9 protein-coding genes are annotated in these 12,148 nt (G+C 44.4%); 4 read left to right on the top strand and 5 right to left on the bottom strand.

Going from position 1 to position 12,148, the window contains the following annotated elements; translation table 11 throughout:
• Positions 1-8: 8 nt before the first annotated feature.
• The 4 genes from OCV36_RS20955 to OCV36_RS20940 form a co-directional block, all read right to left on the bottom strand.
• Positions 9-920 carry a 2OG-Fe(II) oxygenase family protein gene (locus tag OCV36_RS20955; RefSeq protein WP_135455128.1) on the bottom strand — a complete coding sequence of 304 codons (912 nt, stop codon included), beginning with the start codon at positions 918-920 and terminating at the stop codon, positions 9-11.
• A gap of 234 nt (positions 921-1,154) precedes the next feature.
• Positions 1,155-1,985: a DUF481 domain-containing protein gene (locus OCV36_RS20950; protein WP_135455364.1), complete on the bottom strand. Its 831-nt coding sequence runs from the start codon at positions 1,983-1,985 to the stop codon at positions 1,155-1,157.
• 180 nt (positions 1,986-2,165) lie between these two features.
• Positions 2,166-3,062, bottom strand: coding sequence for a hypothetical protein (locus tag OCV36_RS20945; RefSeq protein ID WP_135455127.1), 897 nt, complete (start codon positions 3,060-3,062; stop codon positions 2,166-2,168).
• A gap of 220 nt (positions 3,063-3,282) precedes the next feature.
• A complete protein-coding gene (locus tag OCV36_RS20940; RefSeq protein ID WP_135455125.1) occupies positions 3,283-3,999 on the bottom strand; it encodes a GntR family transcriptional regulator in 717 nt (238 codons plus the stop codon).
• 318 nt (positions 4,000-4,317) lie between these two features.
• On the opposite strand from OCV36_RS20940, the gene mngA reads away from it, so the two are divergent.
• The 4 genes from mngA to manA all read left to right on the top strand — a co-directional run bounded on the left by mngA (position 4,318) and on the right by manA (position 11,566).
• The gene (gene mngA / locus OCV36_RS20935; RefSeq protein ID WP_135455123.1) at positions 4,318-6,258 is read left to right on the top strand and encodes a PTS 2-O-a-mannosyl-D-glycerate transporter subunit IIABC; all 1,941 of its coding nucleotides are present in this window, start codon (positions 4,318-4,320) and stop codon (positions 6,256-6,258) included.
• A gap of 236 nt (positions 6,259-6,494) precedes the next feature.
• Positions 6,495-9,164 (top strand): mannosylglycerate hydrolase, encoded by a 2,670-nt coding sequence (gene mngB, locus OCV36_RS20930; RefSeq protein ID WP_135455121.1) that lies wholly within the window; start codon positions 6,495-6,497, stop codon positions 9,162-9,164.
• 45 nt (positions 9,165-9,209) lie between these two features.
• Complete coding sequence (locus OCV36_RS20925) at positions 9,210-10,376, top strand: glycerate kinase (RefSeq protein ID WP_135455119.1); 1,167 nt, start codon at positions 9,210-9,212, stop codon at positions 10,374-10,376.
• 2 nt (positions 10,377-10,378) lie between these two features.
• Positions 10,379-11,566, top strand: coding sequence for a mannose-6-phosphate isomerase, class I (manA, locus tag OCV36_RS20920; RefSeq protein ID WP_135455118.1), 1,188 nt, complete (start codon positions 10,379-10,381; stop codon positions 11,564-11,566).
• A 231-nt stretch (positions 11,567-11,797) separates the two neighbouring features.
• Here manA and OCV36_RS20915 read toward each other — a convergent pair whose 3' ends face one another.
• Positions 11,798-12,088 carry a putative quinol monooxygenase gene (locus OCV36_RS20915; RefSeq protein ID WP_061025548.1) on the bottom strand — a complete coding sequence of 97 codons (291 nt, stop codon included), beginning with the start codon at positions 12,086-12,088 and terminating at the stop codon, positions 11,798-11,800.
• Positions 12,089-12,148 lie beyond the last annotated feature (60 nt).

Raw genomic sequence — 12,148 nt, 5'->3', positions numbered from 1 at the left:
GAAACAGTCTAAAACGGTGCAAAATTGTCATGTACCACTGTTGGTACCGTCCAACGTTGATGCGCATCTATAGGCTCTGGTAGCGAATTGTGGTGTGGTATTTGTCCACGATCACCATACAACCACAATACCAAGTTTGAACGTTCACCACTTGTTATCGGCAGCGCCGCATGGGCAACGTTTCCTCTATGAATCATAGCGACACCGGGCGTAAATGTCGTTTCGTTCATCTTACCCGTAGCAGGGTCATAAAAGTTAAGTTCTGAACCTGAAAACTCTTCATCAGGCATATTTACGTTAATGTTGAGCGTGACAGAAGACGCATCAGAATGAAGGCGTAAAGACGTGTCTTTGTTCGCTTGATACTGAATCGAGAACCCAAAAGTTTGCGTATCGTACCCCATGATTTCTGGGAACAATAAACGAGCGATAGGGCGCATGTAGCTGTCGAGTAAATCTCGGTAAAACGCTTGGAAACTTGGCGCGGCTAAATAACCTTCAGAGCGGCTGTCTAACATTGATCCACCACGGTTAAGCACTATGCCATATGGTGGGCGCAGCGGGATTTGAGCATTTGAGACCGCTTCCATGTAATCACGCAATTCAGCGAGACGTTCAGCATCAAAGAATTGGAACTTAAACACTCCAGGAGAGATCTCTTCGAGTAAGTCTTTTACCGCGATTTCTTGCGTCGGATCTTGCCAAGCTTCTCTGACAGCTTTACTTAAGCGAGCATCTAACAGCGAATCATCGAAATTCAATTGGCTGCCTTCCGCACTTGCTTCCCATTCTTTCCAAGCCTCGCTGAACAAGCCCTTATTGTTGTCCCAAAACTGTTGTACAGAAGGAGCTCGTTGAAGCATCGCTTCGCGTGTTGGTAAATCGATGGCTCGTGCGCGCTCTAGTTGATTAGATAACATAATGTGTTCGCTCCTTTTGTTTGCTTGCGACCAATCTATTACACCAAGGTTTGTAGATAAACGGGGCGCTGGGCAAAACAGAATTAACGTTTTCTATATAATCAAATAGCGGCTTAGCGGTTCTGCTTAAGTAAATAAGCGGCCGGAATAGTTAGTGATGAACAAATTACGGAGTGATGGGAAGCTTAGACGAACATGCAAATCCTTTTGCATGTGCGATGGGGGAAGCGTTATTTAGAAATCGTAGTTTAGGTTCATTGAGCTGTAGATTTCGGCGTTACTTTGGTCTGACGCAACGGTGGTGTTGTAGATGTATTCGGTATCAAAAGTTAGCGCCAAATTACCCATCAAGATATTCTTTAGATAGCCTTTGAGGTTGTAATTGGTGTTCTCTTCACCGTAAGCCATGTTAGCCGTTGCCCCCATAGAAAACGTTTCTGTTAGGGTTAATGATCCATCAATATTGGCATTGACGATCAGTTCATAGTTCTCTTTGTTTGGAAACTCTTCATCAGAAGACTGTCGTTTACTGATTCGGTAACCCGGACCGGCAGATCCTTGGAGTTTGATTCTTTCAGTATCATAAAAATGGCGACCCAGTCCTGTAGCTGTTATGAATTGCTTACGATAAGTACCAAAGTGGTCGTGCTCAAAACGTGTTGTTGCGACCAAATAGGTGACTTCGTTCAAGTCATAGCTAATGCCATAGTTAGTGGTATAGCGATTAGTACCATCTTCGTCATTTTCAGCATCGGTATAGTAGGTATCGAACTGAACTCGCTGTCCCCAGTTCTCTTTTTTGTATCCAACAGAGATTCCAGAATTGATCGACAAAGATGAGCTGGTGTTTTGCGAGTAGATAAAGCCCAGCTTGGTTAACGTAGTGAAGGGCGACTCGTCTTCTTGTTCCGATTCCGACTCCGACTTTTCTGCCAATATCGCTTCGTCTAGGAAGGCTTGCTCTTCTGTAAGCTCGTGTGGTTCTGTAAGCACCGGTTCTTCAATTGAAGCTGCTTCTTCCTTCAGTACCGTTTCTTCAGCGGATACCTGCACAGACAGAACCATCGCGACTAAAGGTAACGGGTTGCAATATCGTTTGCATAGAGCGGTCTTTCTTAATGGATGTGTTGTTTTTGAAATAGCGTTTGTCGACATAATTGTTAGGTATATAAAGTGATGTAACACGACCAACCAAAAGGTTAGTCGTGATGAGTAGTCAATGATTTAACCGAAAGATCGAGTGAGTTACGACGCGATAGGCAAAGGAGAGAAGATGGTTTTAATCGCAGAAAACCCGTTGCCTCGATGAGGGTTGAAATCTTCAATATGTACAAAGAATTCAAGAATCTCAGAGGGCTTGTCATCTTCAATCAATAAGAATTCCAGTAATCCTTTTTCGATATGACACGAAAGAATCGTTTCGCTGGAATGGTCTGATGAAACTTGTTCAACATTGATCACGACGCTTGTCTCGGGTAATACATTGAAAGAGTCCAGCGCACATTTAAGAATACAGCTGCACACGTACTCACGATATAAGGCGTTACTTTCAGAAAGGGATAGGGTCTCTAACTTTACTTCGCCTTGGCACAACACCTTTTTCTCTTTAGGGATGATGTTGTGCCTATTAACCTGAATGTTGACTTCTAAGAGGTGACCATTCTTGTAGGTATTAAAGTTGTGGTTTATCAGCTTGGTGTCGACCACTGTCGCGTTCATCGGGTTCTGCTGAGCTTCAGAAAGGGCAGACAGCTTTGCTTGGCTATCGTTATTTAAAACGCCTTTCGATAATTGATTGCCTTTTGCCCAGTAGTTGTAGTTCTGAACCCAATGTACAAATTCAGTTTTGTATTGTTCGATGTCTTTTTCTGCTGCTCGCTCAATATTCGTGGTGAGGGTGTGCAACTTAGATTTGTTACCCAACAGCATATCCAGCCAGTATGGTTTGTATTCATCAAGCGCTTCCATGGCTTTGACTTTATGGTCGAAGCGAACTGTTGGCATTGTCGGCGCGGGTTCCATAGCAATAGATTCCCAGTTCACTTTTGGTGTCGGAAGGGTATGGACTGATTGGATTAAGTGCAGATGCTGGTTGAACAAAGTCACCTCATTTACCGCGCTCTCAAGTTGTTTAGTATTCATCTACATTCCTGTGACTGTTGTTTTTGTAATTCGGCGTTTATTTTATGGCCAAATGACACTCGGAATATTTCAATGAATGTGAATGATCTTTCGTGAGGTTGTTTGATATCGGTTTAGGAATATTTGTAGTGGTAGCGTTGGGGGGTATCGGTTAGGGAATGAGGATTTTCACAGAGGACGGGCGTCCTCTGTGTTAGTCATAGCGTTACTTGATTGAGTTTTATCTTTGGCGTCTTGCGACCAAAGTGAATCGGTAATCGTTTGATGTGAAGTAGTTTCGGCTGTATTCAAATACCGTGTTATTGGCAAGGTAACCACGAGTGCGCTTTTCAATAATCGGTTGAGCTGGGTCGATATCTAATTGTTTAGCCACGTCTTCAGGTGGAAGAATCGGAACCAGTTCTTGCTCACTTCTATCAATCACCATGCCTTTGGTGTTTTCAATAAAGTCGTATTTTGATGTTTGCATTACTTGATAGGTAAGATCCGGGAATAGGGCAACCGGCAACCAAGTTTCTTCAACCGTAATTGGGCTGTTGTCTATGAAACGGACACGCTTGACGTAGAAAACCAATTCGCCTTCTTTGATATCTAGATGTTCAGACATTGCCAAAGAGCAGGGTTTCATTTCAAAGGCTAAAACCTCACTGTGCGTTACCACATCCAAATGCGCCCACTTTTCTTGAAAGCTAGACTGCTTATAGATGTCGTAATTGATTTTGTTCTCTTTCACGTAAGTACCGCTGCCTTGAACGCTTTCAAGCTCATCATTTTCGATCAATAGCTTAAGTGCTTGCCTTACGGTGACACGGCTTACAGAAAAGACTTCACGCAACTGAGCTTCTGTCGGGAGTGCTTCGCCAACTTTATATTCACCTAAGCCGATCTTTTCTCTTATTGCATCTGCGATTTGGCGATACATCGGGAGTCTTGCCATTTTTGCCTCATTTGTACGCTAGAACAACTAGACTTTGTTTAAGAACCTGTACCTTAAACGCGTAGATTTGCTCTATATAATCCTAATTCAAAAGGTTAGGGTGAGCATCGTATCGGTATCTTGTAGTATATATAATACAAATTAAATGATACATAACAAGCTTTCTTAAAGGATTTACCAATACCATTTAAATACAAATTAGATACAAATATGTATTGATGAGATCGTGATCACGGATTAAATGTCTTGAAGTTGTATTGTTCATGGCGTCGGCAGGGACGACTGTCGTACTAATCCGTGACTATGGGACAAAAGGTTATGAAACTTACTACTCTAACTAATAAGTCGCTCGTAAATCTGCAAACTACGTTTAGCAGTCGAGAAGAAGCGATTTACGCACTTGCTGACCAACTGGATCAGCAAGGCAAGCTGCATAATAAGCAAGAGTATCTTGATGCAGTATTTACTCGTGAAGAGCAAGGCCCAACAGCGCTTGGTGAAGGCTTAGCAGTACCGCACGGTAAGACTGACGCGGTTAAAGAAGCTGGCTTCGCTGTAGCAACACTGACAAAAGATATGAAATGGAAAGGCTTGGATGAAGATGAAGATGAAGATGTGAATCTTATCTTCCTTATTGCCATTCCAAATGCAGAAGCGGGTTCTACTCATATGCATCTGCTTACCGAGCTAACAACCACACTGGTTGATGACGATGTGCGTGAAGCCGTATTAAAAGCGACCACAGCTGATGAAATTTTTGCGCTGCTTGATGGCGACAACCAGCAAGAAGATAAACAAGACAAATTAGATACAAATGCACCGACAATTGTATGTGTTACTGCTTGCCCTGCAGGCATCGCTCATACCTATATGGCAGCAGAGTACCTAGAAAAAGCAGGAAAAAAGCTTGGTTACAACGTGCATGTTGAAAAGCAGGGCGCAAACGGTATTGAAGATCGCTTAACAGCTGAACAATTAAACAATGCAGTAGCGTGTGTCTTTGCTGCTGAAGTTGCGATTAAAGAAGTTGAGCGTTTCAACGGAATACCTCGTGTAGAAACACCAGTAGCGAAGCCTATCAAGCACGCTGAGAGCATTCTAAATGAAGCGGTTGAAGAATCGAAAAAAGGTAACGGTGCCGAACGCAAAGTTGCTACTGACGACAAGCCAAAGAAACTGCCACTGAAAACTGAGCTAAAACAAGCTCTACTTTCTGGTATTTCTTATGCAGTTCCTCTAATTGTTGCTGGTGGTACTGTTCTAGCGGTCGCTGTTCTTATCGCGCAAATTTTTGACCTGCAAGAGCTCTACGCAACAAAAGATTCTTGGTTATGGATGTATCGCAAGCTAGGTGGCGGCCTACTGGGTACATTAATGGTTCCCGTTCTAGCAGCTTACACAGCCTACTCATTAGCAGACAAACCGGCACTTGGCCCTGGCTTTGCCGCGGGTATTGCAGCGAACATTATTGGCTCTGGTTTCCTTGGTGGTGTTGTTGGTGGTTTGATTGCGGGCTACGTGATGCGTTGGGTCAAAGAGCATGTTCGATTAGGCCCTGCGTTTAACGGCTTCCTAACTTTCTACCTTTATCCTGTGATCGGTACTTTGGTGGCGGGTAGCTTGATGCTATTTGTTATAGGTAAACCTGTAGCGTTCCTAAACCAAGGTCTAACGGACTGGTTGAACGGTATGTCAGGCACCAATGCGCTGTTATTGGGTGCGATTCTTGGTCTGTTTGTATCATTCGATTTGGGTGGTCCGGTAAACAAAGCCGCTTACGCATTCTGTTTAGGTGCAATGGCGAACGGAGTTTATGGCCCTTACGCAATCTTTGGTTCAGTAAAAATGGTATCGGCGTTCACTGTAACGGCTTCAACCATGATTGCTCCACGTCTATTCAAAGACTTTGAGATTGAAACGGGTAAATCAACGTGGCTTCTTGGCCTAGCGGGTATTACCGAAGGTGCAATTCCAATGGCAATTGAAGATCCAATCCGTGTAATCGGTTCATTCCTACTAGGCTCTGTCGTTACAGGTGCAATGGTTGGCGCGGCAGGTATTGGTCTATCGACTCCGGGCGCAGGTATCTTCTCTATCTTCTTGTTACACGATTCAGGTTTGGGCGCATTCTCTGCTGCTGCAATTTGGTTCGGTGCTGCGATTGTCGGCACCGTGATTTCAACTGTTACTCTTCTGATGTGGCGTGGTCACGCTGTAAAAAAGGGTAAGTTTGAAGCAAGTACTGCAACACAGAACTAACTGAATTTTGAGCTCACTTCTAGTTCGCAATTAAAACACCATATAAAAAATAACGAACAACTTGGCTGTCCTAAATACCTGTGCTCCTAGCGGTTTTATTCACACAGATTCTGGGCGTGGTTTTCTGCACCCTAAATTTAGTGGCAGCCAATTTTAACCCCTTGAAAAAATTAATTTAGTCGTATTTGAGTTCGAACTTTAGTTTTACTCGAAGCGATACATTTAGGTAAATGATTATGACTACATCACGCGTACACATTACTCCTCACATGCACTGGGATCGTGAATGGTATTTCACAACAGAAGAGTCTCGCATTCTTCTTGTGAACAACATGGAAGAAATCATGAACCGTCTGGAGAGCGATCCAGAATACAAATACTACGTTCTAGATGGTCAAACAGCCGTTCTAGAAGACTACTTCGCAATCAAACCAGAAAATACAGAACGCGTAAAAGCATTGGTTGAAGCGGGCAAGCTAATTATTGGCCCTTGGTATTCTCAAACCGACACAATGCAAGTTTCTGGTGAGTCGATTGTGCGTAACATGATGTATGGCATTCGTGACTGTATGAAATTTGGCGATGCAATGAAGATTGGTTACCTACCAGATTCATTCAGCATGAGTTCTCAACTGCCGATGATCTACAACGGTTTCGACATCACGCGTGCAATGTTCTGGCGTGGATGTTCAGAGCGTCATGGCACCAACAAAACAGAATTTTTATGGCAGTCTAACGACGGCAGTGAAGTAACGGCACAAGTGCTTCCACTGGGTTACGCGATTGGTAAATACCTTCCTCAAGATGAACAAGGTCTGCGTGCTCGTTTAGATAAGTACTTCCCAGTGTTAGAAAAACCATCGGTAACGAAAGACATCCTATTGCCGAACGGCCACGATCAAATGCCGATTCAAAAAGACATCTTTGAAGTGATGGACAAGCTTCGTGAAATCTACCCAGATCGCGAATTCTCAATGAGCCGCTTTGAAGAAGTATTCGAAAAAGTAGAAGCCGCACGCGATCAACTCGACACAATCAAAGGCGAATTCAACGACGGTAAATACATGCGTGTTCACCGTACGATTTCTTCGACGCGTATGGACATCAAACTGATCCACGCAGAAATCGAAAACAAGATTGTAAACATCTTAGAGCCGCTAGCGTCTATCGCTTGGACATTAGGTTTCGAATACCACCACGGCTTGATTGAGAAAATGTGGAAAGAGAGCATGAAGAACCACGCTCATGACTCGATTGGTTGCTGCTGTTCAGACAAGGTTCACGCTGAAATCCTAAACCGTTACATCCTTGCGGACGATATGGCGACAAACCTGATTCATTTCTACAAGCGTAAGATTGTCGACCACATGCCGGATCGCGAAGGTTGCGACAAACTGGCGATGTTTAACCTTTCTCCATACGAGCGTGAAGAAGTGGTGAACACAACCGTTACTATCCGTGCTCAAGAATTTTCTATCTTTGATGAAAACGAAAACCCAGTTGAATACTTCATCCAAGACAAGCGCCAAATCGACCCGGGTAAAGTAGACCGTCAAATCGTTCACTATGGTAACTACGACCCGTTCATGGAGTTTGATATTCAAATCAAACGCACTGTGCCAGCGATGGGCTTCACCACGTTACACGTTCAAGGTAATGAGAAGGGCGCAGTAAAAGTTGCTGAGCAGAAGGACTATCTATTAGAAAACGAATACTACCGAATTAATGTAAACGACAACGGTACTCTGACTATTTTCGATAAAGAGACAGAGCAAGTATTCGATCAAGTACTCCGTTTAGAAGAGGGTTCTGATGACGGCGATGAGTACGACTACTCTCCATCTCGTCAAGAGTGGCTGTTGTACTCAGATGAATTCCCGGTAGAAACATCGATTGACCACCAAGGCTTCCAATCGGTTGCGAACATCGCTTTCCGCATGAACGTGCCAGCAAACCTTGCAGAGCGTGAAGAACGCACGGGTCAAAACGGTTTTGTTGAAGCGCAATGCCAAGTGGTGTTGAAGCAAGGCTCTCGCCGCATTGAAGTGCGCATGGAACTAGACAACCAAGCCGACGACCACCGTGTACGTGTGCTAGTACCAACACCATTCGTATCTGAAACTGTGGTTGCTGATAACCAGTTCGGTTGCATTACTCGACCAACCAATGACCCGGCAATGGCGGTTTGGGAAGAAGAGAAGTGGAAAGAAGCGCCAGTTCCTGTGTATCAGTTAATGAACTTTGCTGCGCTAGAAAACGGCAAAGCGGGTATGGCTATTATGTCGAATGGTCTGCGTGAATTTGAAGTGATTGCCTCACAAGGTGACGAAAATAGAGATACCTTCGCACTGACACTATTCCGCGGTATCGGCGTGTTAGGCAAAGAAGAGCTATTGCTTCGTCCGGGTCGTCCTTCAGGTATCAAGATCCCGACCCCTGATTCACAAGTGCGCGGCAAGCTAGTGTGTGAATTCACGCTGTGTGGTTTCTCTGGTAATCACATTGACGCGAACATTATGGCGCAAGCACGTGACAATGTCACTCAAATTGAGTGCTACAACAAGATCCCTTACAACGCGATGAAGCTAAACGTAGGCGAGCAAAACCTACCGATGAGCTTTAGCCTTCTGTCTAAGCAACAATCAGGCGCGGTACTCAGTGTATTGAAGAAAGCAGAAGATGAAGATGCGTTGATCATGCGTATTTACAACCCGGCAGAAACAGGTTCTGTGTCAGATTCAATCTCGTTTACTCAAACCGTTTCAAGCTGGAAAGAGACAAGCATGGATGAGCGCGTTCGTGAAGGTGATGTAACAACAGAAACCTTCGGTGACTTGTCTTTTGGCGACTTATCTTTTGGTGAACTGGCATCTTGCCAAGCAAAAACATTCCAAATCAAATTCTAATTTCGATAACCCGCTCACCTTGGTGGGCGGGAATGGTGAACGACAATGAAAATTGTAATTGCCCCCGATTCATTTAAAGAATCACTCGACGCTCATCAAGTTGCGTCTTGCATTGAGCGTGGATTTACGGACGTTTTCCCTGACGCAGAGTTTGTGATAATGCCACTCGCTGATGGTGGTGAAGGCACGGTAGACGTGTTGCTAGAGGCGCTCAATGGTAAGAAACAACGATTGCAAACGATGGACCCAATCGGACGTGAATGCACAGCTTACTGGGCATCGTTAGAGCAGACTTTTGATGGAATTAAGGTGAAAACTGCCTTGTTGGAATTTGCTCAAGCGTCGGGCTTAGACCGATTAACGGTAGGAAAAAGAGCACCTTTAACCGCGTCTTCGTTTGGTACAGGGCTATTGATTAAAGATGCGTTAGATCAAGGCGCTGAACAAATCATTATCGGCTTGGGCGGTAGCGCAACCAACGATGCTGGTGCTGGCATTTTACAAGCGTTGGGAGGCAAGTTATTAGACAAGCAAGGCAACGAGTTATCTGGTGGCGGCGCCGAATTAAGTCAGCTAGCAAGCATCGATCTTGATGGGCTGCACCCGAGATGCAAAGAAGTGACGTTCGTGGTCGCTTGCGATGTGAGTAATCCACTGTGTGGCGAAAGCGGAGCAAGTGCCGTGTTTGGTCCTCAGAAAGGGGCGTCACAAATTCAAGTTCAACAACTTGATGTTGCCATTGGGCACTTTGCCGATATCGCTCAAGCCCATACAGGCGTTAATCATCGCGACAGCAAGGGTTTTGGTGCGGCAGGTGGCACACCCCTAGGGTTAAGCCTGGCATTCAATATCCAAATTAAAGCGGGTATTGAGATGGTACTCGACGCTTTAGATACGGATAAGGTGCTTGAAGGCGCTTCACTGGTCGTGACCGGAGAAGGACAGATGGATAACCAAACTCTGCAAGGAAAAACACCTTTTGGTATCGCACAGCGAGCTCTTAAGCAGAACATTCCAACCATTGGTATTGCTGGCTCTTTGGGCAAAGACGTTGAAAAGCTTTATGACTCAATGTCTAGCTTATTTGGAACCGTACGTTCACCGCAGTCCTTAGACCAAGTTTTATCAGAAGCGAGCCAAAATCTGACTCGTAGTGCCCGTAATATCGCTGCCACGCTCAAGCTTGGCGGCCAGATTTTTAATGAGAAGTAATTATGTCTCTATTCAAACTCGACAACGTTATCCAAAACTACGCATGGGGCAGCAAAGACTCCATAAACCAATTGTTTGGTATTGTTAACCCAAAACAAGAGCCTCAAGCTGAAATTTGGATGGGTGCTCACCCTAATGGTTGCTCAAAAGTAGGCGATACAGGTGAGCCGCTTTCTCACATGATTGATGAAAATAGAATCGATGTTTTAGGTGGGTACACGGCGGCACGTTTCGGTGAACTACCTTTTTTATTTAAGGTGTTGGCCGCTGAAACACCGTTGTCGATTCAGGTTCACCCAAATAAACGTAAATCTGAGTTAGGTTTTGAGCGAGAGAATGCACTTAGTATCCCTTTGAATGCGTCTAATCGTAATTACAAAGATCCAAACCATAAGCCTGAACTTGTTTATGCGTTGACCTTCTACAAAGCGATGAATGGCTTTCGTCCAATCGACGATATTATTGCGTTGTTCGAAGAAGTGGAGATTCCTTCGTTAGCGATTGAGCTTAATGTACTTAAAGCCAATGCCGACAGTGATTCTCTGAAGTCTTTTTTTAGCGCAATTATGTCGCTTGAGGGTGACCGCAAAGAGTCTGCGCTTAATGAGCTTTATGCTGCGCATGCGCGACCAGCTAAAACGGTCATGGGGCGTGAAGCTCTACAATACAGCAAAGAGTTCAAACAACATTACCCGGGTGATATTGGTTTGTTTGCACCATTGATGCTTAATACGGTTGAACTGGCACCGGGTGAAGCGATGTTCCTATTCGCAGAAACCCCACACGCTTATGTTCAAGGTACAGGCTTGGAGATCATGGCAAATTCAGACAACGTGTTGCGTGCAGGTCTCACACCCAAATACATAGATGTTCCTGAGCTTATCGACAACACGATCTTTGAGCCGATTAAGCCAGAAGATATTCGCCTTAAGCCTGTATTGAAAGAGGGCAAGATGAGCTATCCGATTCCAGTGGATGATTTTGGTTTTGATATCTTATCTGCGACTGATGAGAGCAAGTCTCAGTATCTACGTAGCGCAGAGATCTTGTTCTGTGTGGAAGGAGAGGCGACCGTCACTTCTGAAGAACGTACAGTATCACTTAAGCCCGGAGAATCGGTCTTTGTAAGTAGTAATTCAAGTGTTTACCAATATCAAGGGAATGGCATTTTGGCTCGTGCTTTTAACTAGTGCCCCCGTGCTAGCGATCAGCAAAAGGAATGTCAGAGTGCCGCTGTAAAGCGGTCCTCAATATTGGATTGATGGTTGTTACCTATCTGTTTTTGACAGTCATGATTATTGACCATACCCGCTACTCTGGCGGGTTTTTTCATTATTAAAATGAGCAGATATAAGCTTGTAGAAACGAAAAACCCTGCGATCAGAGCAGGGTTTTCTATTGAATCAGTACTGAGTGATTGGTTAGGCAATGTGCGTCATTTTATTAAGCACAAAGGTTTCGATACAATCTTCAGTCGCAGCCATGTACTCGGCGATGTGTTGGCTCGCTAAGTGTTTCTCTAGATGAGCTTCAGACTCCCAGTTCTCATGAAAAACGAAGTGAGCAGGGTTACTGTTATCTTGGTGCAGATCGTAGTTGATACAGCCATCTTCAACACGGGTTTTGTCGATCAATTTAATCATCTCTGATTTAACTAACTCAATCTTATCTTCTTTAGAGACGATTGTTGCAATAATAGTTAGCTTGCCCATTCTTTATTCCTCAGTGTTCCACTCGGTAAGTGTAATTAATATAAGCAGTTGAATGAGAGG

This window comes from Vibrio echinoideorum (assembly GCF_024347455.1).
GTDB lineage: Bacteria > Pseudomonadota > Gammaproteobacteria > Enterobacterales > Vibrionaceae > Vibrio > Vibrio echinoideorum.
Note: the sequence above shows the minus strand (reverse complement) of the source record. Positions and strands in the feature narration are given on the sequence as shown.